Annotated in this window: 23 protein-coding genes; 12 read left to right on the forward strand and 11 right to left on the reverse strand. The window is 64.3% G+C overall.

Annotated elements, in window-relative coordinates:
* Nucleotides 1-13: 13 nt before the first annotated feature.
* Nucleotides 14-811 (reverse strand): ComF family protein, encoded by a 798-nt coding sequence (locus tag ABIB80_RS05470; protein WP_007599185.1) that lies wholly within the window; start codon nt 809-811, stop codon nt 14-16.
* A 65-nt stretch (nt 812-876) separates the two neighbouring features.
* Nucleotides 877-1,191 carry an NIPSNAP family protein gene (locus tag ABIB80_RS05475; RefSeq protein ID WP_007599187.1) on the reverse strand — a complete coding sequence of 105 codons (315 nt, stop codon included), beginning with the start codon at nt 1,189-1,191 and terminating at the stop codon, nt 877-879.
* A 117-nt stretch (nt 1,192-1,308) separates the two neighbouring features.
* On the opposite strand from ABIB80_RS05475, the gene ABIB80_RS05480 reads away from it, so the two are divergent.
* Entirely contained in the window at nt 1,309-2,178 is an 870-nt protein-coding gene (locus ABIB80_RS05480; protein WP_007599189.1) for a methyltransferase domain-containing protein, read from the forward strand.
* 115 nt (nt 2,179-2,293) lie between these two features.
* Here the strand turns inward: ABIB80_RS05480 and ABIB80_RS05485 are convergent, their stop codons facing one another.
* Nucleotides 2,294-2,704 carry a (deoxy)nucleoside triphosphate pyrophosphohydrolase gene (locus tag ABIB80_RS05485; protein ID WP_007599192.1) on the reverse strand — a complete coding sequence of 137 codons (411 nt, stop codon included), beginning with the start codon at nt 2,702-2,704 and terminating at the stop codon, nt 2,294-2,296.
* Nucleotides 2,705-2,844: 140 nt separating this feature from the next.
* Here ABIB80_RS05485 and ABIB80_RS05490 point away from each other — a divergent pair, with 140 nt between their 5' ends.
* Nucleotides 2,845-4,401, forward strand: a complete 1,557-nt coding sequence (locus ABIB80_RS05490; protein ID WP_007599194.1) for a TadE/TadG family type IV pilus assembly protein — start codon at nt 2,845-2,847, stop codon at nt 4,399-4,401.
* Between the two features lie 16 nt (nt 4,402-4,417).
* Here ABIB80_RS05490 and argJ read toward each other — a convergent pair whose 3' ends face one another.
* Together argJ and ABIB80_RS05500 are read right to left on the reverse strand one after the other, a co-directional pair.
* Entirely contained in the window at nt 4,418-5,659 is a 1,242-nt protein-coding gene (gene argJ, locus ABIB80_RS05495; protein WP_007599195.1) for a bifunctional glutamate N-acetyltransferase/amino-acid acetyltransferase ArgJ, read from the reverse strand.
* 103 nt (nt 5,660-5,762) lie between these two features.
* Nucleotides 5,763-6,695 (reverse strand): peptidylprolyl isomerase, encoded by a 933-nt coding sequence (locus tag ABIB80_RS05500; RefSeq protein WP_007599196.1) that lies wholly within the window; start codon nt 6,693-6,695, stop codon nt 5,763-5,765.
* Between the two features lie 361 nt (nt 6,696-7,056).
* Between ABIB80_RS05500 and secA the strand changes: the two genes are divergently transcribed.
* Entirely contained in the window at nt 7,057-9,897 is a 2,841-nt protein-coding gene (gene secA, locus ABIB80_RS05505; RefSeq protein WP_007599197.1) for a preprotein translocase subunit SecA, read from the forward strand.
* A 212-nt stretch (nt 9,898-10,109) separates the two neighbouring features.
* On the opposite strand, the gene ABIB80_RS05510 is transcribed toward secA, so the two are convergent.
* Nucleotides 10,110-10,544 (reverse strand): MarR family winged helix-turn-helix transcriptional regulator, encoded by a 435-nt coding sequence (locus ABIB80_RS05510; protein ID WP_007599198.1) that lies wholly within the window; start codon nt 10,542-10,544, stop codon nt 10,110-10,112.
* Between the two features lie 178 nt (nt 10,545-10,722).
* Here ABIB80_RS05510 and ABIB80_RS05515 point away from each other — a divergent pair, with 178 nt between their 5' ends.
* The 7 genes from ABIB80_RS05515 to ABIB80_RS05545 all read left to right on the forward strand — a co-directional run bounded on the left by ABIB80_RS05515 (nt 10,723) and on the right by ABIB80_RS05545 (nt 18,300).
* On the forward strand, nt 10,723-11,910 hold the full coding sequence (locus ABIB80_RS05515) for a substrate-binding domain-containing protein (RefSeq protein ID WP_007599200.1): 1,188 nt from the start codon (nt 10,723-10,725) through the stop codon (nt 11,908-11,910).
* A 174-nt stretch (nt 11,911-12,084) separates the two neighbouring features.
* Entirely contained in the window at nt 12,085-13,599 is a 1,515-nt protein-coding gene (locus tag ABIB80_RS05520) for an amidase (RefSeq protein WP_035993944.1), read from the forward strand.
* A gap of 108 nt (nt 13,600-13,707) precedes the next feature.
* Nucleotides 13,708-14,565, forward strand: coding sequence for a branched-chain amino acid ABC transporter permease (locus ABIB80_RS05525; RefSeq protein ID WP_007599204.1), 858 nt, complete (start codon nt 13,708-13,710; stop codon nt 14,563-14,565).
* Nucleotides 14,566-14,569: 4 nt separating this feature from the next.
* Nucleotides 14,570-15,787 carry a substrate-binding protein gene (locus ABIB80_RS05530; RefSeq protein ID WP_007599205.1) on the forward strand — a complete coding sequence of 406 codons (1,218 nt, stop codon included), beginning with the start codon at nt 14,570-14,572 and terminating at the stop codon, nt 15,785-15,787.
* 6 nt (nt 15,788-15,793) lie between these two features.
* Nucleotides 15,794-16,891: a branched-chain amino acid ABC transporter permease gene (locus tag ABIB80_RS05535; protein ID WP_007599212.1), complete on the forward strand. Its 1,098-nt coding sequence runs from the start codon at nt 15,794-15,796 to the stop codon at nt 16,889-16,891.
* Nucleotides 16,878-17,612, forward strand: a complete 735-nt coding sequence (locus ABIB80_RS05540; RefSeq protein WP_007599214.1) for an ABC transporter ATP-binding protein — start codon at nt 16,878-16,880, stop codon at nt 17,610-17,612. The genes ABIB80_RS05535 and ABIB80_RS05540 overlap by 14 nt, the downstream gene beginning before the upstream one ends.
* Nucleotides 17,605-18,300 (forward strand): branched-chain amino acid ABC transporter ATP-binding protein, encoded by a 696-nt coding sequence (locus ABIB80_RS05545; protein ID WP_007599215.1) that lies wholly within the window; start codon nt 17,605-17,607, stop codon nt 18,298-18,300. The genes ABIB80_RS05540 and ABIB80_RS05545 overlap by 8 nt, the downstream gene beginning before the upstream one ends.
* Before the next feature lie 435 nt (nt 18,301-18,735).
* On the opposite strand, the gene ABIB80_RS05550 is transcribed toward ABIB80_RS05545, so the two are convergent.
* The 5 genes from ABIB80_RS05550 to ABIB80_RS05570 all read right to left on the reverse strand — a co-directional run bounded on the left by ABIB80_RS05550 (nt 18,736) and on the right by ABIB80_RS05570 (nt 23,434).
* Nucleotides 18,736-18,966: an AbrB/MazE/SpoVT family DNA-binding domain-containing protein gene (locus ABIB80_RS05550; protein WP_007599216.1), complete on the reverse strand. Its 231-nt coding sequence runs from the start codon at nt 18,964-18,966 to the stop codon at nt 18,736-18,738.
* A 77-nt stretch (nt 18,967-19,043) separates the two neighbouring features.
* Nucleotides 19,044-20,588: a L,D-transpeptidase family protein gene (locus ABIB80_RS05555; RefSeq protein ID WP_245285965.1), complete on the reverse strand. Its 1,545-nt coding sequence runs from the start codon at nt 20,586-20,588 to the stop codon at nt 19,044-19,046.
* A 453-nt stretch (nt 20,589-21,041) separates the two neighbouring features.
* Nucleotides 21,042-22,004, reverse strand: a complete 963-nt coding sequence (locus ABIB80_RS05560; RefSeq protein ID WP_007599220.1) for an acetyl-CoA carboxylase carboxyltransferase subunit alpha — start codon at nt 22,002-22,004, stop codon at nt 21,042-21,044.
* A 285-nt stretch (nt 22,005-22,289) separates the two neighbouring features.
* Complete coding sequence (xerD, locus tag ABIB80_RS05565) at nt 22,290-23,270, reverse strand: site-specific tyrosine recombinase XerD (RefSeq protein WP_007599222.1); 981 nt, start codon at nt 23,268-23,270, stop codon at nt 22,290-22,292.
* A 17-nt stretch (nt 23,271-23,287) separates the two neighbouring features.
* The gene (locus tag ABIB80_RS05570) at nt 23,288-23,434 is read right to left on the reverse strand and encodes a hypothetical protein (RefSeq protein WP_035669499.1); all 147 of its coding nucleotides are present in this window, start codon (nt 23,432-23,434) and stop codon (nt 23,288-23,290) included.
* Between the two features lie 184 nt (nt 23,435-23,618).
* Here ABIB80_RS05570 and ABIB80_RS05575 point away from each other — a divergent pair, with 184 nt between their 5' ends.
* Together ABIB80_RS05575 and aroB are read left to right on the forward strand one after the other, a co-directional pair.
* Nucleotides 23,619-24,242: a shikimate kinase gene (locus ABIB80_RS05575; protein ID WP_007599224.1), complete on the forward strand. Its 624-nt coding sequence runs from the start codon at nt 23,619-23,621 to the stop codon at nt 24,240-24,242.
* Nucleotides 24,239-25,387, forward strand: coding sequence for a 3-dehydroquinate synthase (aroB, locus tag ABIB80_RS05580; RefSeq protein ID WP_007599225.1), 1,149 nt, complete (start codon nt 24,239-24,241; stop codon nt 25,385-25,387). Before ABIB80_RS05575 ends, aroB begins: the two co-directional genes overlap by 4 nt.
* Nucleotides 25,388-25,462: the final 75 nt, after the last annotated feature.

Here is a 25,462-nt window from a genome sequence, read left to right on the forward strand (position 1 = left end):
ATTATATGGGACTTCACCGGCTCTCGACAACCCGGGCAAACACCAGCACGTCCACTTGCGCCGCCTTGGCCCGGAGCAGGGCTCGCGCGCAGGCATCCAGCGTCGCACCCGACGTCAGGACGTCGTCGATGAGGACAATGCGCCGACCCTGGACGTCCGCCTGACGGTCCGGGGATACCTGGAATGCGCCCTGCACATTGGTGGCGCGCTGGGCCCGCGACAGGCCGATCTGCTGCTCGGTGGCGCGTACCCGGCGCAGCACCTCAGCTTTCACTTTCACCCCGCTCTGCCGCTCGATGATGCGTGCCAGGGCGCCGGATTGGTTGTAGCGGCGGCGCCAGGCCCGCCGCCAATGCAGGGGCACCGGCACCAGCATGTCGGCGCCGGCGAGCAACTCGCCGCCCGCCCGCGCCATCCAGCGCCCCATGGCCGGCGCGAGATCAGTGCGGTCCTGGTATTTCAGAGCATGCACCAGGGTGCGCGCGACGTCGTCATAGCGCACCGCAGCGCGCGCCCGTTGGTAGGCCGGCGGGCTCGCAATGGCCTCCATCGATAGCATGTCGGGGCCGGGGTCATAGACGAAGGGAATGCCGAGCCGTGGGCAGTAGGGCCGTTCGATGAACGACAGCCGCGCCCAGCACGAAGCGCACACGCCCTCGCCATCGACCGGCTCGCGGCAGGACACGCACAGCGTCGGCAGCGCGATGTCGAGCGCGAGCCGTGGCAGATGGGCCAATACCCCGCGGCAGGCCTCGAGCGCGCCGCGCAGATGGCTGGAAATGGAGCGTGGTGGTGATGCCTCGGCGCCCATTGGGCAAGGCTAGCGCCGTCCTGCGCCACGCTCAAGCCAATGGGCTGTTCTCGTCCGCGCCCGGCCTACGGCTCTTTCGGCAGCACGGGCCGGAAGAACGATCGCTCATAACGGCGAAAGCAGCGCGTTTGCCTTGCGAATTCGATCGCTTTCTGGACGTCCGGATCTTCGGCGCTGTCCTTCCGATATTGTTCGTACGCCGCGAAGCTCGGGAAGCTGAACATTGCGAGGGCGACGTCGCTCGCGCCTTCCGATGGCAGGAAGTACCCGTGGTGGATGCCGCCGAATCTTGGCACCAGTTCCAGCCACATCCTGCCATAGGCTTCGAATTCGGCGAGCTTGTCCGGGGGGATCTCGTATCGCAGATAACAGGTGATCATCGTTTGACGCTCCGGCGCCGCGGACCTGGTGCGCATTGCTAGTTTGGAACACGGGGGCCGGCGTCGGCCTCCACGAGGCAAGGCTAGCGCCGCGCGCAGTGGATTGCCAGAACCAGCATGATCGGCGTAACCAGCGCCATGGCCACAACCCCGCAAACCGCGCCCGCTCTGTTCGACCGTGCTTTGCTGCACGCGCGACAGCGCCGCGCGCAGGCGCAAGGTGCCGTGAGCTTCCTGCTGGATCGGGTCGCCGAGGACATGTCCGACCGGCTGGCCGCAGTGATGCGGGAGTTTCGTACAGCGGCCGATCTCTGGACGCCCGGCGAGGGTCTCGCCGTGTTGCGCGCGCGACTGCCCTCGATCGAGCGCATTGAGCTCGATACGTCGGGTGCGGAGAAGCTGCCCTTTGCGCCCGAGGGCCTCGACCTCGTGGTCTCGGCGCTGGCGCTGCAATTCGTCAACGATCTGCCGGGGGTGCTCGCGCAAATCCGTCGCGCGCTGAGGCCGGACGGCCTTCTGCTGGCGGCGATGATCGGCGGCGACAGCCTGACCGAGCTGCGCCAGGCTTTTGCCGCCGCCGAGGCCGAATGCGAGGGCGGTGTTTCGCCGCGTGTGGCGCCGTTTGCCGATTTACGCGACGTTGGCGCGCTGTTGCAGCGGGCAGGATTTGCGCTGCCGGTCACCGATGTCGACCGCGTCGTGGTGCGCTATGGCAATGCCTTCGCGCTGATGCAGGATATCAGGCGCATGGGCGCCGCCAATGTGCTGATCGAACGGCGACGCACGCCCAGCCGGCGATCGACGCTGCTGCGGATGGCTGAAATCTACGCGGAACGCTTTGCCGATGCCGACGGCCGCATCCGTGCGACATTCGACATCATCTGGCTCTCAGGCTGGGCCCCGCATGCGAGCCAGCAGCAGCCGCTCAAGCCCGGATCAGCGAAGGCGAGCCTGGCGGAGGCGGTGAAGAAGGCGGGAGGGACGTAACTCCTCATGGTGAGGAGGCGCGTCGGCGCCATCTCGAACCATGCAGGCCCGGCTCTCATCCGCAGCCATCCTTCGAGACGACCGCTGCGCGGTCTCCTCAGGATGAGGTCCGAGCTCACATCAGTAAATCGATCAAATGCGGGATCAGCGGAATGTCCGCGGGCGGCATGGGATAGTCGCGCAGCTTGTTGGCGCGAACCCAGGCCAGGGTCTGGCCTTCGCGTGGCGTGACCTGTCCCTCCCAGCGCCGGCAGATGTAGAGCGGCATCAGGAGGTGAAAGGTCTCGTAGCCGTAGCTCGCGAATGTCAGCGGCGCCAGGCAGGGCTCCGCGACGCTGATGCCGAGCTCCTCGTGGAGTTCGCGGATCAGGCTCTGTTCCGGCCGCTCGCCGGGCTCACACTTGCCGCCGGGAAATTCCCAGAGGCCGGCCAGCGTCTTGCCCTCGGGGCGCTGCGCGATCAGGACGCGCTTGTCGGCGTCGACCAGCGCGCAAGCCACCACGAGCGTCAGTTTGAGATCAGCCATCCCTGGAATTCCGCTCGCTGAAGGATCATCCGCAACGGTTCGTTAACCCTGTGACGGCCCGTGTTTCCGAGGTCTCCATAAGTCATATTTAATCCACGGTTCCTAGAGTGGAAACGCTGAAACTATTCCGGGCCAGATCCATGCGCGTTGAGTTTCGTCCCATCTTCCGTCGGTTTCTCCGCGATCGCCGCGGCAATGTCGCGGTGATCTTCGCAATCTGCTGCGTCCCCCTGATCACGTTCATCGGTTGCGCCGTCGACTATTCGATGGCGACCAGGATGAAGGCAAAGCTGCAAGCTGCTGCCGATGGCGCCGCTGTCGCCGCCGTCTCACAGAAGGCCCCCGGCTTTATCGCTGCCGCAGCCATGACGGGCAATGGCTCCGTCACGGAGGGCGTGAACGACGCCAATAACGTGTTCGACGCCAACATGAGCAATGTCACGGCACCGCCCAACTTGTCTCGCAACAGCACGGTGACGAAGACTGGGATCGCCGTGGCCGCCAGCGTCCAGTTCAGTGCCGACGTCCCCGTCACCTTCCTGAAGATTCTCGGCTACCAAAAGCTCAGCGTCTCCGGCACCTCGAATGCCTCCGCGTCGCTGCCGCCCTATCTCGATTTCTATCTCACGCTCGACGTCTCCGGATCCATGGGCCTGCCGTCGACCTCGGCCGAGGCCGTCCGAATGCAATCGATCAACCCGGACAACTTCAGGCAATACCCCACAGGCTGCACCTTGGCCTGCCATTTCGCGCCCCAGAACAGTGCGTGCACCGATAGCGGAACGCAGGGATATCCTACCAACAATTACTGTCTGGGCTATGCGATCTCGCGCGTCAGTCAAAGCGGCTATGCCGGTCTGCTTTCGACGACGACTGTGAATTCAACGTATCCAAAGGGCAAGAAGCTGTCGTCTTCAGTCGTGTCCGGTCTACCGGGCTCACTGTATTCGACCCTTCCGACCGTTGCGAACTGCCCCACCGCCGGAACCGATAACTGCATTCAGCTCCGGCTGGATGCGGTCGGCTACGCCGTGAACCAGCTGTTTATCACCGCCAACAGCAGCATGAAGGTCGCTAATCAATTCCGGATTGGTATCTATCCGTTCATTCAGTACCTCGATAAGAACTATTTTCCGCTGACGTCCAGCATCAACGGTTCTTCGACGAATCCGTCGACAATCAACTACGCAGCCGCCAACCTCGCTTCGTTGCTCGACACCAACATGAATACGGCTCTCGGATCGGGCGGCACCCATATCGACAACGCGTTGAGTTCGCTCAACAGCTTGATCGTCAGCGCCGGCGACGGCAGCGCCTCGAGCAACGCGCGACCCTATGTATTCCTCGTCACCGACGGCGCACAAGATCCGCAAGTCAAAGGCGTTCCGAATGGAGGCTGGTCGGGCAGTAACCATGCCACGGTCATCAATCCGGCGACCGTCTGCAAACCCTTGAAGGACAAGGGTATCATCATCTCGGTGCTCTACATTCCTTACCAGGTGATCGATCCGGTGAACGCGTCTTTTGCCAATGACGAGGACGATTACGCCAATTGGAACATACCGCTCATTCCGGCGAGCCTGCAGGGCTGCGCGACGCCGGGCTACTTCTATACGGCGAATACCCCGGCGGACATCACGGCCGCCCTGAACGCCATGTTCAATCAGGCGCTGATCACTGCGCACATCACGAAATAGCCGCCGGTCGGGACGCTTACGACCTGTAATCCCCGTTGATCGCGACATACTCCTTGGTGAGGTCGCAGGTCAGCACGCGGTCGCGGCCCTTGCCGAGGCCGAGCGAGACCTTGATCGCGATCTCCGGCGCTTTCATCGCTTCCGACACCTGCGCCTCGTCATAGGACGGATCGCGCGCGCCGCTCTTGGCGACGCGGATGCCGTTGAAGGAGATCGAGAGCTTGTCGCGGTCGGCCGGCTCGCCGGCCTTGCCGACCGCCATCACCACGCGGCCCCAATTGGCGTCCTCGCCGGCGATTGCGGTCTTCACCAGCGGCGAGTTCGCGATCGACATCGCGATCTTGCGCGCCGAGGCCTTGGTCTTGGCGCCCTCGACGGTGATCTCGACCAGCTTACGGGCGCCTTCGCCGTCGCGGGCCACCTGCTCGGAAAGATTGGCGAGCACCTGGTTGAAGGCCTTGACGAAGGCTTTCAGGCGGGGGTCGCTGGCGCGGCTGATCTTCGGCGCGCCGTGTTCTGCGGCAGCACCGGTGGCGAACGCCAGCAGCGTATCCGAGGTCGAGGTGTCGCCGTCGATCGTCACCGCGTTGAACGTGTCTTCGACGCCGCTCTTGAGCAGCGCCTGCAGCGCGGCCGGCGCGATCGGTGCGTCGGTGAAGATGAAGGACAGCATCGTCGCCATATCGGGGGCGATCATGCCGGCACCTTTGGCCATGCCGTTGATGGTGACCTTGGCCTTGCCGAGCTTCACGGTCGCGGTTGCGACCTTCGGGAAGGTGTCGGTGGTCATGATCGCCTTGGCGGCGGCGAGATAATCGCCGGCCTCGGCGGTTTCCGCGAGCCGCCCGAGCACGCCGTCGAACTTGGTCGCATCCAGCGGCTCGCCGATCACGCCGGTCGAGGCCAGGAAGATCTCGCCCTCGGTGCATCCGACGGCCTTGGCCGCGATCTTCGCGGTCAGCGCGGTGGAGCTGCGACCGGTCTTGCCGGTGAAGGCATTGGCGTTGCCGGAATTCACCACCAGCGCGCGCGCCTTGCCGCCCTTCAGCTTGGCGCGGCACCATTCCACCGGCGCGGAGGGGCATTTCGACTTGGTGAAGACGCCGGCGACCGCGGTGCCCTTGTCCATCACCGCGAGCAGCACGTCGGTGCGGTTCTTGTAGCGGATGCCGGCCTCGGCCGTCGCGAGACGGACCCCCGCGATCACGGGCATGTCGGGAACGTGTTTCGGGGCGAGGGGAGAGACGGAGGAGGACATCGCGGGCGCCTTGATGGGATCTGGATATGCAGATGCCCGGCGCGGGGGCCGGGCATCACAAAGGCTTAGATACTCTTCACGTCACCGAAGTGACAGCGAATTCTTACTTCTTCGCAGGCGGCGCCATCTTGCTGTCGGACGGCTTCGCATCGGCAGGCTTGGCCGCATCAGCCGGCTTGGCGTCCTTGGCAGCATCCGCCGGCTGGTCCAGCCGCTCGACCTTGGCTTCCGCGCGCAGCTTGGCGACGTAATCGGCCTGGGCCTTGCGGGTGACATACTGCTCGATCTGCGCCTTGACCTGCTCGAAGTCCGGCGCCTTGCGGTTGCGCTTTTCCTCGACCTTGATGACGTGCCAGCCGAACTGCGACTTCACGGGGTCGGAGATCTTGCCCGGCTCGAGCGCGAAGGCGACCGCCGAGAATTCCGGCACCATCTGCTCCTTGGTGAAGAAACCGAGGTCGCCGCCGTCGGCCGAACCCGGATCCTTGGACTTCTTCTTGGCGAGCTCGGCGAAATCGGCGCCCTTGTCGAGCTCGGCCTTCACCGCCTTGGCCTCGTCCTCGGTCTCGACCAGGATGTGGCGGGCGTGCACTTCCTGCTCGCCGGTGATCTGCTTGGAGGCCTCCTCATAGACCTTCTTCATGGCATCCGGGGTGGTGGCGGCCTTGCCCTCGCCGGCGAGCAGGCTGTCCATCAGCAGGCGGTTGCGGGCGAACGCGAGCCGCTTCTTGAACTCCTCGCCGTCGGCGAGCTTCTTGTCTTCGGCGGCCTTGCCGACGATCTTCATGTCGATCAGGAAGGACAGGACGTTCTCGTCCTTGGTCGCCGGGTCCATCTGGGCAAGGCTCGGCCCGAGTTCCTCTTCGGCCATGGCGACGTCGCTCTTCTTGATTTCCGCGCCATTGACCTTCGCCAGCACCGGATCGTCGGCAGCCCGGCCGGGACCTGCGATCAGCGCCAGCGCAAGGCAGCCCACGAGGGCGGTGGCGAGGCCGAAGCGCAGGCCGGTTTTGGTTACCGGGAACGAGGTGGTCATGGAAAATCCTTTTGTTGAAGCAGGGGGCTGCTCGAGCGGGGCGGACACTCGCCCAATTCAGGGGGCCTTGGCAACGCGAAAAGTCTGTCAAAATGATGAATTAGCCGCAATGCACCCGCCGTTGACAAGGCCCTGACCGGGCCATATCTCTGCCCGGTCGCGTCCATGCGATGGCGTTTATTTTGCTGCGTTTTTGGCCGTTGAACCCAGACTTGCCCAACTCCCACCCATATGGCGGATGGACCCCCCGCAGTCCGGGCTCCGGCGCCCAGCAGGCGTCACGGTGAGTTGATAGGCAGGCGGGTGACAACCTCTTGGCTGCAACGCGAACGCGGTTGAATCGCGAACACAGGAACTAAGCATGATCGGCGCGCTCGCCCGCAAGTTTTTCGGCTCCGCCAACGACCGGCGGGTGAAGGGATATCAGTCCCGCGTCAACGCGATCAACGCGCTGGAGCCCGAGGTTTCGAAACTCTCCGACGAAGCCCTCAAGGCCCGCACCGTCGAGTTCAGGCAGCAGCTCGCCGAGGGCAAGACCCTGGACGACCTTCTGGTCCCCGCTTTCGCCACGGTCCGTGAAGCCGCCAAGCGCACGCTCGGCCAGCGCCATTTCGATGTCCAGCTGATCGGCGGCATGGTGCTGCACGAGGGCGACATTGCCGAGATGAAGACCGGCGAAGGCAAGACCCTGGTCGCAACGCTCGCGGTCTACCTCAACGCGCTCGCCGGCAAGGGCGTCCACGTCGTCACCGTCAACGACTACCTCGCCCGCCGCGACTCCGCCTGGATGGGCCAGATCTACGGCTTCCTCGGCCTGACCACCGGCGTGATCGTGCACGGCCTCGACGATTCCGAGCGCAAGACGGCCTATGCCTGCGACATCACCTACGGCACCAACAACGAATACGGCTTCGACTATCTGCGCGACAACATGAAGTACCGGCTCGAGGACATGGTCCAGCGGCCGCACTTCTACGCCATCGTCGACGAAGTCGATTCCATCCTGATCGACGAAGCGCGCACGCCGCTGATCATTTCCGGTCCGCTCGACGACCGCTCCGACTTCTACAACACCATCGACGGCTTCCTGCCCAAGCTCGACAAGTCCGACTACGACGTCGACGAGAAGCAGCGCACAGTGACGCTGACCGAAGCCGGCATGGAGAAGATCGAGACGCTGCTGCGCGATGCCGGCCAGCTCAAGGGCGAGTCGCTCTACGACGTCGAGAACGTCTCCGTCGTGCACCACATCAACCAGGCGCTGCGCGCCCACACCCTGTTCACGCGCGACAAGGACTACATCGTCCGCGACGACGAGGTCGTCATCATCGACGAGTTCACCGGTCGCATGATGCAGGGCCGCCGCTATTCGGAAGGCCTGCATCAGGCGCTGGAAGCCAAGGAGCACGTGCAGGTCCAGCCGGAAAACCAGACGCTGGCCTCGATCACCTTCCAGAACTATTTCCGGATGTACGAAAAGCTCGCCGGCATGACCGGCACGGCGCTGACCGAAGCCGACGAATTGTTCGACATCTACAAGCTCGAGGTCGTGGAAATCCCGACCAATTTGCCGGTCGCCCGTCTCGACGAGGACGACGAGGTCTATCGCACCCAGAACGAGAAATACGCCGCGATCCTGGCCGAGATCGAGCGCGCCAACGCGCGGCTGCAGCCGGTGCTGGTCGGCACCGCCTCGATCGAAAAATCGGAAGTGATCGCCGAATATCTCAAGAAGCACGGCTATCGGCAGATCGATTTCGGCAGCGAAAATTCGATGCAGAAGCTGTACGCCGCGGCCCGCGCCGGCAAGCCGGCAAAGCTGTTCGCGGTGCTGAACGCGCGCTTCCACGAGCAGGAAGCCTACATCGTCGCGGAAGCCGGCGTCCCCGGCGCGATCACGATCGCGACCAACATGGCCGGCCGCGGCACCGACATCAAGCTCGGCGGCTCGCTGGAAATGCGCATCCAGCAGGAGGCCGCTTCGATCGAGGACGAGGCCGAGAAGGCCTTGAAGATCGAGCAGATCAAGGCCGACATCGAGCACTTCCGCGACATCGTGCTGAAGGCCGAAGAAGAGGTCGAGATCGAGCCGGCGAAGGGTTCGAAGCCCGCCAAGACGGTGAAGAAGCCCGGCGGCCTCTACATCATGGGCTCCGAACGCCACGAATCCCGCCGCATCGACAACCAGCTCCGCGGTCGTTCCGGCCGTCAGGGCGACCCCGGCCGCTCGAAATTCTTCCTGTCGCTGGAAGACGATCTGATGCGCATCTTCGGCTCGGATCGCCTCGACAGCATGCTGCAGCGTCTCGGCCTGCAAGAGGGCGAGGCCATCATCCATCCCTGGATCAACAAGGCGCTCGAAAAGGCGCAGCAGAAGGTCGAGGCGCGCAACTTCGACATCCGCAAGAATTTGCTCAAGTTCGACAACGTCCAGAACGACCAGCGCAAGGTGATCTTCGACCAGCGCGTCGACCTGATGAAGGACGACAGCGTCGCCGAGACCGTCGCCGACATGCGCCACGCCTTCATCGACGATCTCGTCGCCAAGCACGTGCCCGAGCACGCCTATGCCGAACAGTGGGACGTCGCGGGCCTGAAGGAAGAGCTCAAGCGCGTGCTCGATCTCGACTTGCCGGTCGAGGACTGGGCCAAGGAAGAGGGCATCGCCGACGAGGAGCTGCTCACGCGCATCGAGACCCGCGCCGACGAGCACATGGCGGCCAAGGTCGGGCAATGGGGTCCCGACGTGATGCGTTACGTCGAGAAGACCATTCTGCTGCAGACGCTCGACCATCTCTGGCGCGAGCATCTGATCATGCTCGACCATCTGCGCCAGGTCATCGGCCTGCGCGGCTACGGCCAGCGCGATCCGCTGCAGGAGTACAAGACCGAGGCGTTCAACCTTTTCCAGGAGATGAGCGCGCATCTGCGCGAGGCCGTTACGGCGCAGCTGATGCGGGTCGAGATCGTGCCGCCGGAGCAGGAAGCCCCGGTGCTGCCTCAGATGGAAGCGCACAAATTCGACCCGAACACCGGCGAGGACGAAATGGCGCTCGCCAGCGTCACGCTCGGAGCGCAGGCCACCGACGCCGCGTTGCGCGATCCCAAGAACCCGGCCAGCTGGGGCAAGATCGGCCGCAACGAGGATTGTCCGTGCGGCTCAGGCAAGAAGTACAAGCACTGCCACGGGCGGTACGCGTAAGGCTTGAATGTGAAGCGCCGACGTCGACGCCTCACACCCCACTGTCGTCGCCCGGTTTAACCGGGCGACCCAGTACGCCGCGGCTTCTCGGTTCAAATCACATCAGTCTCTGGAATACTGGATCGCCCGATTAAATCGGGCGATGACAGCGAGTATGTGGCGCGCAGCTCCATCTCCATCGTCGTCCTGGCGAAAGCCAGGACGACGAATTCTCAATTCGAACTATCGATCAAGCTCTCCAGCAGCCGCTTCAATTCGCTCGTCGATTTGTCGCCGTAGCTCTCCAGGATGTGCTCTTCCTGGTCGACCGCGAGCGAGTTGAGCTTCTTGCTCAGCACCTTGCCGCGATCGGAGATGAACATCAGGACCTTGCGGCGATCGTTCGGGTCCTGCACGCGGTAGACCAGCGTGTCCGAGACCATGCGATCGATCATCTTGGTCAGCGTCGGATGGTTGAGCAGCACGGCATCCGCGAGTTCGCCCATCGAATGGCCGTTGCCATCCGACAGCACTTTCAGGATGCGCCACTGCTCGACGGGCACGCCTTCCTTGCTCAACCGCAGTTCGAGCTGCCGATTGATCTCCCGGTTGGCTTGCGCGAGCAGGTAGGCGAGGTGTTCGGTGATCGGGGTGTTTGGTTTTGCCACGGCTAAGACTTTGTCTTGACCCAAATGAGTGAATGTCTTGCAATCGATGCTGCATCTATATGCACTTCAATTCTTGAATATTCAATATTTTCAAAATAGGATATTGCCCAACAATAGGGCGGGTGCCGCGGCCGCCTGCTGAATGAGCTTTCAAGTCTGGTATCAGACAGGAGTTGGCGTGCGCGCGACGGTAAACTTCCCGGCTCACGGCGGTCCGGCGTTACCGCCGTCCTTGCTGTTCAGGAATCTGTCGCCCGCGGCAGCGGATTTCGACCTGTCGCCGGTTGACGCGCATTTCATGAAGCGCCGCGGCGCACACAACAAGCTCCGCGTCGGCGGCTTCATCTGCTGCACCGGCTCGCCCGGCGTTTGGGGTCCGTGCGCGACAAGCAGTGCGCAGCTCGCCGTCGCCGAGATCAACAAGCGCGGCGGCATTCTCGGGCGCGAAATCGAGCTTTCGATCTACGACGCCGGCGGCCCGCTCGACGAGATTCTGAGCCGCGCCGAGCAGGCGATCGCGTCCGATGAGATCGATCTCATCGTCGGCTTACATACCAGCGCGGTGCGTGTGGCGCTGCGCAAGGTCACCACCCGCCACCGCATCCCCTACATCTACACACCCGTTTACGAAGGCGGCGAGCAGACGCCGGGTGTCATGGCGATCGGCGAGACGCCGCGCTGGCAGAGCCGTCCGTCGATCCACTGGCTTGCCGACGTCAAAAAGGCGGCGCGCTGGTACCTGATCGGCAGCGACTATGTCTGGCCCTGGCAGTCGCACCGCGCGGTGAAGCGCTACATCAAGGAGGCCGGCGGCCATGTCGTCGGCGAAGAGTTCGTTCCCCTCGGCGAAGACAACCACGAGCCGCATCTGGAGCGCATCCGTGCCGCGAGGCCGGATGTCGTCCTGATCTCGTTGATCGGCACCGACAGCATCACGTTCAATCGCGCGTTCGGCGAATGCGGTCTCGGCGCCACGACGCTGCGGCTGGCCGGGGCGATGGACGAGACCGTGCTGCTCGGAATCGGCGCCGACAACAGCGAGAATCTGTTCTGCGCCTCCGGCTATTTCCCCGGCATCGGATCGCGGGTCAATGACGACTTCCAGAGCCGCTATCGCGCGATGTTCGGACCGAACGGCCCCCCGATCGGGTCGCTCGGTCAATCCAGCTATGAGGGACTGCGCTTCCTTGAGGCCGTAGCAAACAAGGCGGGCACGTTGGCGATGGCGCCCATGCTCGCGGCCGGCCGCAACATCGTCTATGGCGGCGCGCGCGGCCCCGTCACCGTCAGGAACGGTCATACCCGGATGCAAATGTATCTCGCCGGGGCGGATGGCCTCGATTTCAAGCTGATCAAACCGATCTGATGCCGGCGCGGCCATCCGCAAACGCCCGAATTCAAAATAATACTTGAAAAGGAAAATATTTCCGTCTGTAATATCGAGGTGGAGCCGATGGGCCCGCGCCGTGCACGCGCGCCCATGAGGCTCCAATGCCAGGGATTCCAATTCCAGGGATCAAGAAGCCTTGAGGAGAGCGCCGTGACAGTTGTCCTTCCCACGCCAGCCCAATTGCGCAGTGTCGCCGACCAGTGCGGCCTTTCGCTGACCGACGACGATGTCGCCTCGTTCCGCGGCCTGATGCAGGGCTCGATCGAGGCCTACAATCTCGTCGGCGCCATGCCGGACGAGGTGCCGGAGGTCAAATATCCGCGCACCCCGGGCTATCGGCCCTCGCCGGAAGAAAACCCGCGCAACGCCTGGTATCGCAAGTCGACGGTGAAGGGTGCGGCGAGCGGCAAGCTCAAGGGCAAGACGGTTGCTCTCAAGGACAACATCATGCTCGCCGGCGTTCCCATGATGAACGGCTCGGCGACGCTCGAAGGCTACGTCCCGGATTTCGACGCCACCATCGTCACCCGCATGCTCGATGCCGGCGCCGAGATTGCCGGAAAAGTCCATTGCGAATCCTTCTGCATGTCCGGCGGCAGCCACACCAATGCGGTCGGCGCCGTCCACAATCCGCACAAGATGGGCTATTCGGCCGGCGGCTCATCGTCAGGCTCAGGCGTCGTCGTCGCGCTCGGCGAGGTCGACATGGCGATCGGCGGCGACCAGGGTGGTTCGATCCGCATGCCGTCCTCCTTCTGCGGCACTTATGGCATGAAGCCGACCTGGGGCCTCGTGCCCTACACCGGCATCATGCCGATCGAGGTGTTCGTCGATCACACCGGCCCGATGACGGCGACCGTCGCCGACAACGCCCTGCTGCTCGAAGTGCTGGCCGGCGACGACGGCTACGATCCCCGCATCAAGGCGCCCAAAGTCGAGGAGTACACCAAGGCGCTCGGCCAGGGCGTCAAGGGCATGAAGATCGGGATCCTCAAGGAAGGCTTTGAGCAGGCGAATGCCGAAGCCGCCGTGAACGAGAGCGTGCGGGAGGCCGCAAAGCGTTTTAGGGATCTCGGCGCCACGGTCGAGACCGTTTCGATTCCGATGCATCTCATGGGCCCCGCGATCTGGACGCCGATCGGCACCGAGGGCATGACCCAGACCATGATGTATGGCGACGGCTATGGTCTGTCCCGCTCCGACCTCTATTCGACCACGTTGATGGACTTCCATCGCGGCTGGCGCCGGCAGGCGGATTCCCTGTCCGAGACCACAAAGCTGTTCCTGCTGCTCGGCACCTACATCAACAACACTTTCGGTCCGCGCTATTACGGCAAGGCGCTCAACATCTCCCGACGCCTGACCGCGGCCTACGACAAGGCCTTCAAAGACTACGATTTGCTGCTGCTGCCGACCACGCCCATGAAGGCGACGAAGCTGCCGGAAGCCACGGCCAGCCGCGAGGACTATGTCGCGCGTGCGCTGGAGATGATCTCCAACACCGCGCCGTTCGACATCACTCATCATCCGGCGATGTCGCTGCCCTGCGGCATGGTCGACGGCCTTCCCGTCGGCCTCATGCTGGTCGGCCGCATGTTCGAGGAATCCACCATCTACCGTGCCGCCCACGCCTTCGAGCAGATCGGCGACTGGAAGAAGATGTGAGCGAGGCATTGATGCGGGCCAACGGAACAGGGAAGCGTTTTCGGACGCGTCAAGACAACAAGCCGGAGCCCCGTTCCGATCCCGTCGGAACGGGAAAGGCTCTGGCGCATGGCTAACGCATTCGTCGCGGCTTTCGAGATCCTGAGCTTTGGCGCGATCATCGTCCTGATCGTGCTGGGGCTCGGGATCATCGCCAGCATGATGGGCATCTTCAACTTCGCGCAGGGCGAGTTCGTCCTGCTCGGGGCCTACATCACTTATCTCGCCTACGCCAAGGGCCTGCCGATCTGGGCCGGCATGGTCGCCGCGCCCTTCGTCGTCGGCGCGCTCGGCTTCGTGCTGGAGGCGCTGATCATCCGACGCTTCTACGCAGCGCCCATCGTCGCCATGCTCGGCACCTATGCGCTCGGCCTGATCATCCGCGAATCCGTGCGCGGCCTGATCGGCGGCTTCTATCTCACCGTGCCGGAGCCGATCGGCGGCTCGATCGATGTCGGCGCCATGCACATCTCGGCCTGGCGCTTCACCATCATCGTCATCACAGCGCTGGTGATGGGCGGCTGCTATCTGTTGCTGGCGCGCACCAGCTTCGGCCTGCGCGTGCGCGCCACGCTGGAAAATCCCTCGCTGGCACGCGCCTCCGGAATCTCCACGCCGCTGATCTACGGCGCCACCTTCGCCTTCGGCGCGGCACTTGCCGGCCTTGCCGGCGCTCTGATCGTGCCGGTGTTCAGCCTGTTCGCCGATCTCGGCCTGCGCTTCCTGATCCAGGGCTTCGTCGCGGTGATGGTCGGCGGCGTCGGCTCCTTCATCGGGCCGGTCGCAGGCGCCGGCGTCATCGGCACGCTCAGTGCCGCGCTGCCCTGGGTGATGGCGCCGGTCGTCGCCGATGTCCTCGTCTTCGTTCTTGCCATCATCTTCATCAAATTCCGGCCGCAGGGCCTCATCGCTGGAAAAGGGGTTTAGTCACATGTCCGATCGCACTCAGCTCTCCCGCCGCCGCTTCCTCTCGAATTTCGCCTTTGCCTCCGGCGCGGTCGCAACCGGCGTCGGCAGTTGGGTGATCCCCGCGCCCTGGGCCAATGCGGCCGAAGCCCCGATCAAGGTCGGCATCGCCACCGACCTCACCGGGCCGATCGCCTACGCCGGCAATGCCGACGCCAACGTCGCCAAGATGGTGATCAAGGAGATCAACGCCGGCGGCGGCCTGCTCGGCCGCCCGCTCGAGCTCTATATCGAGGACACGGCCTCCAACGAGTCCGTCGCTGTCGGCAACGTCCGCAAGCTAATCCAGCGCGACAAGGTCGACATGGTGCTCGGCGGCATCACCTCGTCGATGCGCAACGCCATCAAGGACCCGATCGTCGCGCGCGGCAAGACGCTCTACATCTATCCGCAGCTGTACGAAGGCAAGGAGTGCACGCCCTATCTGTTCTGCACCGGGCCGACGCCCGCGCAGCAGTGCGACGAGTTCATTCCCTGGCTGATCAAGAACGGCGGCAAGAAGTTCGCGCTGCCGAGCGCCAACTACGTCTGGCCGCACACGCTCAACGTCTACGCCCGCAAGGTGATCGAGGCCAATGGCGGCGAGGTCGTGTTCGAGGAATATTATCCGCTCGACCAGGTCGACTTCTCCTCGACCGTCAACCGCATCATCTCCAACAAGGTCGACGTCGTCTTCAATACCGTCATCCCGCCCGGCGTCGGTCCGTTCTTCAAGCAGCTCTATGAGGCCGGCTTCCTCAAGAATGGCGGACGGCTGGCCTGCGTCTACTATGACGAGAACACGCTCAACATCAATCAGGCCGCCGAGATCGAGGGTCTCGCCAGCTGCCTCGATTATTTCAAGGTGCTGACCAAGGAGAACCCGTTCGACGCGAAAATCCAGGCGGCCTACGAGAAGGATTTCCCGGGCAACTTCCTGTTCGCCGCCGGCAGCGCCGCCACCGGCACCTATCGCGGCCTGAAGCTGTGGGAAGCCGCCGTCAAGGAAGCCGGCAAGATCGACCGCGAGTCGGTCGCCGCGACGCTCGACCACGCCAAGATCGCCGAAGGCCCCGGCGGACCGGCCGAGATGGTACCGGGCAAGCGGCATTGCAAGATGAAGATGTACACCGCGGTCGCCAAGGGCGGGAATTACGAGATCGTCGGACGCAGCGACGGGCTCGTCGATCCCAAGGAATGCTGAGGCGGAATGCCGAAGTCGATGAGTGTGGTAAGAGAGGCCATCGCCGGCGACGAAGCGGACGATGCGATGGCTGAGCGCGCGGTAGCGGAACAGGTCGCGGCAGGACGAAAAGTCCTGCCGATCGTGGAGGGCGTCGTGCTCGTTGCGGCGCTGGTCGCGCCGCTGGTGCTGCAGGACTACCTCACGGTGTTCGCGACGCGGGTGATCATCCTCGCGCTGTTCGCGCTCTCGTTCGACCTGGTGTGGGGCTATGCCGGCATCATGAGCTTTGGCCAGGCGCTGTTCTTCGGCTCGGCCGGCTATGGCGTGGCGTTGCTCGCGCGCGACCTCGACATCACCAACATCTTCCTGGTGCTGCCCGCGGGAACGCTGATCGGGCTCACGTTCGCGCTGTTGCTCGGCGGCTTCCTGCTGCTGGGACGACATCCCTCCAGCGTGATCTTCGTCTCGCTGGGCACGCTAACCGGCTCCTACGCCGCCGACCGGCTGGCGCGCGGCTGGTACTATCTCGGCGGCCAGAACGGTATCCCCTCGATCTCGTCGATGACGCTCGGCAGTTACGAATTCTCGGAAGGGCCGCCGTTCTACTATCTCGTGCTTGGCCTTCTTGTCGTGGTCTATCTCCTCTGCCGTTTTCTGGTGCGCTCGCAGTTCGGGTTGGCGCTCGCGGGCTTGCGCGAGAACGAGCAGCGCATCGCCTTCTTCGGCTACAAGACGCAGCACTTGAAGGCGATCATCTTCGCGATCGGCGGCGCGGTGGCGGGTCTTGCCGGCAGCCTTTACGCCTTCCACGAGGGTTTCGTCTGGCCCAACATGGTCGGCGTCGTGGTCTCGACGCAAGTCGTGCTCTACGTCCTGTTCGGCGGTTCCGGCACGCTGATCGGCGCCGTCATCGGCGCCGTCATCGTCGAGGGCGTCAGCTTCTGGCTCTCGGACAATTACCGCGAGGTCTGGCCGATCATCCTTGGCGTGCTGCTGTTGCTCGTGATCCTGTTCCGGCCGCTCGGTCTGATCAGTTTTGTGCTCGGCGAGCGCGAGCGGGTCGGCAGCTTTGGTGGCAAGTCCAGGAAAACCGGGAAGGAGAAGCGCGATGCCGCTCCTTGAAGCCACCGGCGTCAAGAAGATTTTCGGGAAGCTCACCGCGCTCGACGGCGCCGCGCTCACTGTCGGCGAGAACGAGTTTCACGGCCTGATCGGACCGAACGGCTCCGGCAAGAGCACGCTGATGAAGTGCATCGCTGGCGCCGAGGTGCCGACGCAGGGCAAGGTGAGTTTCATCAACACCGACATCACCGCGTTCACGCCGACCGAGCGTGCCCGCGCCGGCATGAGCCTGAAATTCCAGATCACATCCGTGCTGCCGACGCTGACGCTCTACGACAACATCCTGCTCGCGCTGCAGGCGCAATCTTCGCTGTTCGATCTCGTGTTCTCGCGCACGCGCGGGCTCCTGCACGATCAGGTCATGACCATGCTGACGCAGTTCCGCCTCGCCGACCGCGCTTTCGATGCGGCCGCAGCGCTGTCGCACGGTCAGCAGCAATGGCTGGAGATCGCGATGGCGCTGGCCGGCAAGCCGAAACTCCTGCTGCTGGACGAGCCGACCGGCGGGATGAGCCTGGAGGAGCGCCGCGTTACCGGCGAATTGCTGCAGCCGATCAAAAAGCATTGCTCGCTTGTCATCGTCGAGCACGACCTCGATTTCATCCGCGACATCTGCGATCGTCTCACCGTGCTCGACCAGGGCAAGGTGCTGGCGTCCGGCACGGTGTCGGAGATCCAGGCCAACAAGGCCGTCCAGGAGATCTATTTGCGCCGTGCCTGAATTTTTGGACATCAAGCATCTCGACGCCGGCTATGGCCGCAGCCAGGTCCTGTTCGACGTCAACCTCGGCATTCCCTGGCGCGGCGGTGTCGCCGTGCTCGGCCGCAACGGCGCCGGCAAGACCACGTTGATGAAGACCATCGTCGGCGAGTTGCCGGCGTGGAAGGGCGAGGTCGCCTTCGATGGCCGCGACATCAGCCGCCGCGCGACCCAGGAGCGCGTCCGCGCCGGCATCGGCTACGTGCCGCAGGAGCATTCGGTGTTCGCGCGTCTGTCGGTGCGCGACAATCTCGCGGTCGGCTCGCTCGCGAGCAGGAAGGCCGACGCGGTCGACCACGTGCTGACCATCTTCCCAAAACTCGGCCAGCGCCTCGACCAGCCCGCCGGCACGCTGTCCGGCGGCGAGCGCAAGATGCTCGCCATCGGCCGTGCCATGCTGGGCGATCCAAAACTGCTTCTGCTCGACGAGCCGACCGAGGGCGTCTGGATCGGCGTGATCGAGGAAATTACCGAGCGCCTGATCGAGCTCGCGAAAACCATCGCCGTGATCATCGTCGAGCAGCACCTCGACCTCGCGCTTCGCGTCGCGGACTACGCCTACGTGCTCGACCGCGGACGAGTCGCGCTGCAAGGCGAGGCAGGCGAGGTGAGGGGCAATCCGGAGCTGCTGCGGTATCTGGCGCCGTAGGGCGCCCTGCCAGTCCGGTCATCCCCGCGCAATGGCGAAGCCATTGTCGCTGGAGGCGCTCGCGCAGCGAGCCTCGAAGGATGCACGGCCGCGCGGCCAAGCGGGCCGTCGGCCTTCGAGGGTAGCTGAAGAAGCGGACACCTCAGGGTGACGGTGAAGTGCTTCCGAAAAATGGATTGACGATGGACAGCCCGCCGATGCTGCGTCCGTGCTGCATGTCCTCGCTATACAGGGTCTCGCAGCCAGCCTCGATTGCGGTCGCTACGATCAGAGCATCGCAAAAAGGCAAGCGTATGGTCGCGCGCAAGCGCAAGCGCCGTAGCGTGCGTGTCGGCAGTGAGATGACGCCGCCGCCGGCAATTGTGGTCAGCGCGCGCTCGCGCCGGATGTCGGCCGAAAAGGCATAGACCAGGATGTTGCTGTCGAAGAACGGGCTTATCTCTCGTTCGCTTCGTCCCGGTCGAATTTGTAACCCTCGGGCAGGGGAATCCGGAACTGGTCGGCTTGCCTGAGAAATTCCGCTCGTCTGTCGACCTTCTCTACTGCGATCTGGCCTGTCGAAGTCTCTACGACATTGAGCTCGTCACCGGGGGAGAGGTTCAAAGCCTCAACGAGTGCCTTAGGCAGGCGGACTGCGAGGCTGTTACCCCATTTGGAGACCAGCATGGAATGATATGCCCTGATCATTCGGGACCGCCGTCAGCTCGGTAAAAATCGGGATAGGGCGAGAGGTTCCCGCCCGCTTACTTCACCGCCCCGAACCGGCTGTCGAACGAGTTCGACTGGACCACCGGCGCGGCGCCCATGATCTGGGTCGCTTCACCCGCGCCATCGGACACCGACGGCTTCAGCGTCGGGCGGGTCGCCGCGAGGCGGGTGTCGGGCTTCGCTGGTTCGGCGGGCTTGGCGACGGCAACGGCTGGCTTCGGCGCATCCTTCCCTGCATCCTTGGACTTGTCGTGTCCCGGCACGAACCGGGTTACCGCGGCCTTCAGCCGGGACGCCGCGGTAGGCGGCGTCGTGGAAGTCGCAGCCGGGGCGACGGATGCCGTGGCCTGCGGCGGCGGCGTGGTCGCCGTGGCGTCGGCGTTGCCGATGCCCATCTTGCGGCCGAGGTTGGAGAAGAAGCCGGATTTCTCCGCCGGAGCAGCGGTGGCGACACGCGTGTTGGCGGCGGGCGCGCTGACGGCGACGACCGGCTCTTCCTGCGGCGAGGGCGCGGCCGCATCGAGATTCGGCTTCGGCGGATTGACGTGTCCAGGAATCGTGCCCGGCGCCTTCGCCATCGCCAGCATCTGGAGCGTGGTGCCTTCGGCGCCTTCCGACAGGCCGGTCGAGCCCTCCGGAATCTTCGCGGCAAAGATCTTGTTCATGCCGCCGTCGATGCCGGTGTTCATGCGCGCAACGGGCGTGCCGCGCGAGACCAGCTTGTTGTACTCGGCCTGGTCGCGTGCATCCTTCTCGCGCACGGCGCTGGCGATCTCCTCGGGGATCACATAGGCCGGGCACTTTGCGGACGCGTCGAACACCGGATCACGCTTGGCGTCGGGCGGCTTCGCCGCGTCGAACACGTACTTCTTTTCGCAGAAATCGACCTTCGGCTCCTGCCGCGTCACCTCGAAATGATCATAGCCTTCCTTGATCATCTTCCAGAACGGCATGTTCGGATTGTTCCGGTGCTTGGCCATGTTCACCGGCGTCATCTTGAACGGATAGGCCTGCAGCTGGAACGCCTTCTGGCCGCCGAAGAAGGACTCGCGCCCGAGCGAATAGATCTCGGCGATCTGCTCGTCCGTCATCGCGTAGCAGCCGCGCGAGGAACAATCGCCATGCACCATCAGCTGCGAGCCGCTGCGGCCCAAAGCCTTGTCGAACGCGTTCGGATAGCCCGTGTTGAACGACAAATAGTACGCCGACTGCGGATTCATCTGGCCCGGATTGATCGAGTAGAATCCTTCCGGCGCCTGGCGGTCGCCTTCGCGCACCTTCGGGCCGAGATCGCCGGACCAGCGACAGATCGGATAGGTCTTGAGCAGCGCGAACTGGCCGTTGCGGGTCTGCTTCCAGACCTCAAGCTCGGCCTCCTGCTTGAACAGGCGCACCAGGATCGGCGATTGCAGATCCATGTCCTTCTCGACCATCGCGGCGAGAAGTTTTGGCGGCACCGGCTGGTTGGCCTTGGCATTGGTCGCAAGCGAAACCTGGTCGGTGTCGCACCCGGCCAGCACAAAGCTGGCGGCAAGCGCCACCGAAACCAGAAACGCGCGAGCAAGCGAACGAGAAATCAAGATGGACCCCACACCGTCCAGGGCATCGCGCGCAAACCCCAATCTTGAAGCATGATCCGACCGGAGACCCGGACCCGTCGCGACGGGCTTTTTCGCAATCACGCTCCAGCGCTTATGCCCTGAAGCCATTGATTAAAATTCTAACCTCTGGGTCATGTGGTCGCAACCCGAACGGGGATCACGAGCCCGTTGGCCCAAAGGCGTGGTCAACGAAGACTTAAACTGGGCCGTAACTTGGGCCTCGCGGCCAAACCGGTACAGAGATCGCTGATTTGGGCAAAAAAAGGGTTAACGCGGGGTTACCGGGGGCTCTTCACCTCCCCGCTTGCGGGGGAGGCCGGGAGAGGGCTCGTGCCGCATCGGGAGTATCGCGAGAGGAAATACCCTCTCCCCGACCCTCCCCCGCAAGCGGGGGAGGGAGCGCACCGCCGCTGCGGTCCCAAACCGCCCGAATCAGCCCAGTTTCCGGCCGATATCGAGGAATTTCTGCCGCCGATGCTTGCGGATGGCGTCGCCGTCCAGGCCCCGCAGCTCGTCAAAAGCCTTGGCGATGGCGTCGCCCGTGGTGGCGATCATGGCGGCGGGGTCGCGATGGGCGCCGCCGACCGGCTCCTTCAGGATGCTGTCGATCACGCCGAAGCGGAGCATGTCCTGGGCGGTGATCTTCATGTTGTTAGCGGCTTCCTGCGCCTTGGAGCCGTCTCGCCAGAGGATCGAGGACGCCGCCTCGGGCGAGATCACGCTGTAGATCGCGTGCTCCAGCATCAGGACCTTGTTGGCGGTGGTGATGGCGATGGCGCCGCCCGACATGCCCTCGCCGGTGATGATGGCGACGTTCGGCACGGTCAGCGCCATGCAGGCATCGGTCGAACGCGCGATCGCCTCGGCCTGACCGCGCTCTTCCGCGCCGATGCCGGGATAGGCGCCGGCGGAATCGGCGAGCGACAGCACCGGCAGGCCGAACCGCTCCGCCATCTCCATCAGCCGCACGCATTTGCGATAGCCCTCGGGCCGCGCCATGCCGAAATTATGCTTGATGCGGCTCTCGGTGGAATCGCCCTTTTCCTGGCCCATCACGCAGATGGCCTCGCCGCGGAAGCGGCCGAAGCCGGCCACCAGCGCCTCGTCCTCGCCGAACTTGCGGTCGCCGGCGAGCGGGGTGAACTCGGTGATCAGGCCCTTGATGAAGTCGTTGAAATGCGGCCGCTGCGGATGCCGCGCAACCAGCGTCTTCTGCCACGGCGTCAGGTTCAGATAGAGGTCGGCCATCGCCTGCGCCGCCTTGTCCTCGATCCGCCCGATCTCCTCGGCGATGTCGCTGCCGGAGGCCGCAAGCGTCCGCAATTCGTCGAGCTTGGAATCGAGCTCGGCGACGGGCTTTTCGAAATCGAGATAGCTGCGCATCTGGTCTGGCATCAACTCAATATAGGGAGAACGGGGCGAGGCGGCGAAGCGGATTCGATGTCGTGGAAAGAAATGTAGGTTCGTCAATGAGTTGGCTTGTGTGCTCGCAACGAGCGCAGGCCAAATCATCGTGAGGCCTCGGCTCTTTCTGCGGAGATGTGGCCGAAGTCAAGGCGGTTTCGGGCTCCGACCCGTACCGTAGCCCGGATGAGCGAAGCGATATCCGGCGCAGGTCGCCCCAATCGTCAATCCCGGATGTCGCTTCGCTCATCCGGGCTACTGCAGCTAGGGCAGCAACTACTTCTCCGCCAGCGGGTGCAGGTCGCGGACCAGGCTCTTCAGCCGCTCCTCGACCACGTGGGTGTAGATCTGGGTGGTCGAGATGTCGGTGTGGCCGAGCAGCGTCTGCACGATACGCAAATCGGCGCCGTTGTGCAGCAGGTGGCTGGCGAAGGCGTGGCGCAGCACATGGGGGGAGACCAGCCGGGCCTGCAGCCCTGAAGCGACCGCGAGCTCCTTCAAGTCGCGGGCAAAATGCTGCCGCGTCAGATGTCCGCTCTCGCCGAACGAGGGGAACAACCATTTCGAGGCCGCCACGCTGTTCTTCTTGTCTGCCTTGTTGTCCTTGGCCGCCTCTGTCGCCGCGAGATAATCGGCCATCGCCTGGCGCGAGGCCTCGTTGAGCGGCACCAGCCGTTCCTTGTTGCCCTTGCCGCGCACCACGATCATGCGGGCGTCGCGCTTCGCCGCCGTGCGCGGCAGCGCCACCAGCTCGGAGACGCGCAGGCCGGTGGCGTAGAGGACCTCGAGTAGACAATAGAGTCTCAGGGCGCGCAGCCGTTTCGACGGCGAGGCATCCTCAGCCTCGCTCAATTCCTTGGCGCGGCGGAGCATGCGATCGACATCCGCGATCGACAGCACCTTCGGCAGCCCGCGGCCGCGCTTGGGGCCGGACAGGATCGCCGCGGGATCGTCGGTTCTGATGCGTTCGTTCAGGAGGAAGCGATAGAGATGCCGCAGCGCCGACAGCCGTCGCGCGACGCTGGTGGACTTGAAGCCGCGCGTGTCGAGATCGGCGAGATAGTCGCGCAGCGTCTGTGTTTCCGCGTCCGCGAATGCATGGCCGACGCGGCCGAGAAATTCGGAGAAGTCGGTGAGGTCGCGGCGGTAGGCGTCGAGCGTATTGGGGCCGGCGCCCTGTTCCGCCGCGAGCATGTCGAGGAACAGGCCGGTAAGTTTTGTATCTGAGGGCTTGTTATCGGAAGATCTGGCACGCATGCCCCGGAGGCTAGCCCCTATTTCTTGAGAAACTTATCCGGCGGGATCGTCACCGTCATTTCCCGCGGCTTTGGATTGACGAAGTTCGCCAGCGCGAAGACCACGCCGTAGACGATGCCGGCGATCACGGCGACGACCGTCAGGAAGCGGAACAGGCTGGGCATCGGCAGGATCTCGGAGAGGGTCTCGGTCAGGGGCTTGGCGGGCAAATTAACCAATGAAATCATCCAACACGTTCGCCGTTTCGTGGCAAGAGTCCTCTGGCGAGGGCCCCTGCGGGGTCGTATAGGTGGCCAAAGGATGCCGCCTTTGGCGGCAGATCGAGCGAGACCCATTCGAGCGAGACAAATGCCCGACGCCGCGTTGCCGATCCAAGCCTCGCCCGAGGCCGACATCCTGTCGGCGCTGGGGACGCGCTCGATCGTGCTCGTCGGCATGATGGGGGTCGGCAAATCCACCATCGGCCGCCGCATGGCTCTCCGGCTCAAGCTGCCCTTCGTCGATGCCGACACCGAGATCGAGGCGGCGGCCGGCATGACCATACCGGAAATCTTCGAGCGCCACGGCGAGCCGCATTTCCGCGACGGCGAGGCCCGGGTGATCGCGCGTCTGCTCGACGGCGGTCCCATCGTGCTGGCGACCGGCGGCGGCGCTTTCATGCGCGAGGAGACGCGGGCCCGCATCGCCGCGAAGGCGATCTCGATCTGGCTCAAGGCCGATCACGATGTCATCATGCGCCGCGTGCGCCGGCGCGCCGACCGTCCACTGCTCCAGACCGCCGATCCCGAAGGAACCGTGACGCGCCTGCTCACCGAGCGCGAGCCGGTCTACGGCCATGCCGACCTCACCATCGCCTCGCGCGACGTGCCGCACGACAGAATCGTTGACGAGACCATCGAGACGCTACGCGCGCATCTTTGCGGCGAACGGGCGTCCCCGCCATCAGCCGACATCGCGAGTGCCGCACGATGACCGCGCCTTTGAAACATTCCGATCCCGTCAACGTCGAGGTCGCGCTGGAGAATCGCGCCTATGACATCGTCATCGGCCGCGGCGTGCTGGCCTCGCTCGGCGAACGGGTCGCGCGCCTGCGCCCCGGCGTACGCACCGCGATCGTGACGGATCGCACCGTCGCGAAATACTGGCTCGAGCCCGCCGAGTCTTCGCTCGCAGCCGCGGGCATTCCGACATCGCGCATCGTCGTCGAGGAAGGCGAGATCTCCAAGACCTATGCCGGTCTCGAAAAGGTCAGCGAAGCCCTGATCGCCGCGAAGATCGAGCGCAACGATCTCGTCATCGCGCTTGGCGGCGGCGTGGTCGGCGATCTCGCCGGTTTTGCGGCGGCGATCCTGCGCCGCGGCGTCGACTTCGTGCAGGTGCCGACCTCGCTGCTGGCGCAGGTCGATTCCTCCGTCGGTGGCAAGACCGGCATCAACTCGCCGCAGGGCAAGAACCTGCTCGGCGCCTTCCACCAGCCGGTGCTTGTGATCGCCGACACCGCCGTGCTCGATACGCTGTCGCCGCGGCAGTTCCGCGCCGGCTACGCCGAGGTGGCCAAATACGGCGTGCTCGGCGACGAGGCGTTCTTCGCCTGGCTCGAGAAAAACCATTCCGACATCGCCAAAGGCGGTTCGGCGCGCGAGCATGCGATCGCGACCTCCTGCCGCGCCAAGGCCGGCGTGGTCTCGCGCGACGAGCGCGAGACCGGCGAGCGCGCGCTGCTCAATCTCGGCCACACGTTCGGTCACGCGCTGGAAGCCGCGACCGGTTTCTCCGACCGCCTGTTTCACGGCGAGGGTGTTTCTATCGGCATGACGCTGGCGGCGCAGTTTTCCGCGAAGCTCGGCATGATCGGCGACGCGGACGCCGCGCGCGTCGAGCGCCACCTGATCGAAGCCGGCCTGCCGACGCGCTTGCAGGACATCGCGGGCTTCGCGCAGGAGGGGCTTGCCGATGCCGACGCGCTGTTGGCGCTGATGGCGCAGGACAAGAAGGTCGAGCGCGGCAGGCTCACCTTCATCCTGCTGGAGGCCGTGGGGCGGGCCGTCGTCGTGAAGAACGTCGAGCCGGCTCCGGTGCGCGACTTCCTGAAGGACAAGCTCGCCCTCAAGGCGTGACACGCGGTTGAACGGCGCTAAAGCGTTTTCGAGCGAAGTGGGTACCGGTTCGCGTCAAGAAAACGCGTCAAAACA

It is taken from the genome of Bradyrhizobium sp. i1.15.2 (assembly GCF_040548425.1).
Taxonomy (GTDB): Bacteria; Pseudomonadota; Alphaproteobacteria; order Rhizobiales; family Xanthobacteraceae; genus Bradyrhizobium; species Bradyrhizobium canariense.

Coding starts and splice junctions, on each gene's coding strand:
- ABIB80_RS05490 (WP_007599194.1), top strand. CDS start 2,845: ATGCGCGTTGAGTTTCGTCCCATCTTCCGTCGGTTTCTCCGCGATCGC.
- ABIB80_RS05480 (WP_007599189.1), top strand. CDS start 1,309: ATGATCGGCGTAACCAGCGCCATGGCCACAACCCCGCAAACCGCGCCC.
- ABIB80_RS05570 (WP_035669499.1), bottom strand. CDS start 23,434: ATGCCCAGCCTGTTCCGCTTCCTGACGGTCGTCGCCGTGATCGCCGGC.
- ABIB80_RS05530 (WP_007599205.1), top strand. CDS start 14,570: ATGTCCGATCGCACTCAGCTCTCCCGCCGCCGCTTCCTCTCGAATTTC.
- ABIB80_RS05525 (WP_007599204.1), top strand. CDS start 13,708: ATGGCTAACGCATTCGTCGCGGCTTTCGAGATCCTGAGCTTTGGCGCG.
- secA (WP_007599197.1), top strand. CDS start 7,057: ATGATCGGCGCGCTCGCCCGCAAGTTTTTCGGCTCCGCCAACGACCGG.
- ABIB80_RS05550 (WP_007599216.1), bottom strand. CDS start 18,966: ATGCTGGTCTCCAAATGGGGTAACAGCCTCGCAGTCCGCCTGCCTAAG.
- ABIB80_RS05485 (WP_007599192.1), bottom strand. CDS start 2,704: ATGGCTGATCTCAAACTGACGCTCGTGGTGGCTTGCGCGCTGGTCGAC.
- ABIB80_RS05500 (WP_007599196.1), bottom strand. CDS start 6,695: ATGACCACCTCGTTCCCGGTAACCAAAACCGGCCTGCGCTTCGGCCTC.
- ABIB80_RS05575 (WP_007599224.1), top strand. CDS start 23,619: ATGCCCGACGCCGCGTTGCCGATCCAAGCCTCGCCCGAGGCCGACATC.
- argJ (WP_007599195.1), bottom strand. CDS start 5,659: ATGTCCTCCTCCGTCTCTCCCCTCGCCCCGAAACACGTTCCCGACATG.
- aroB (WP_007599225.1), top strand. CDS start 24,239: ATGACCGCGCCTTTGAAACATTCCGATCCCGTCAACGTCGAGGTCGCG.
- xerD (WP_007599222.1), bottom strand. CDS start 23,270: ATGCGTGCCAGATCTTCCGATAACAAGCCCTCAGATACAAAACTTACC.
- ABIB80_RS05475 (WP_007599187.1), bottom strand. CDS start 1,191: ATGATCACCTGTTATCTGCGATACGAGATCCCCCCGGACAAGCTCGCC.
- ABIB80_RS05540 (WP_007599214.1), top strand. CDS start 16,878: ATGCCGCTCCTTGAAGCCACCGGCGTCAAGAAGATTTTCGGGAAGCTC.
- ABIB80_RS05535 (WP_007599212.1), top strand. CDS start 15,794: ATGCCGAAGTCGATGAGTGTGGTAAGAGAGGCCATCGCCGGCGACGAA.
- ABIB80_RS05560 (WP_007599220.1), bottom strand. CDS start 22,004: ATGCCAGACCAGATGCGCAGCTATCTCGATTTCGAAAAGCCCGTCGCC.
- ABIB80_RS05470 (WP_007599185.1), bottom strand. CDS start 811: ATGGGCGCCGAGGCATCACCACCACGCTCCATTTCCAGCCATCTGCGC.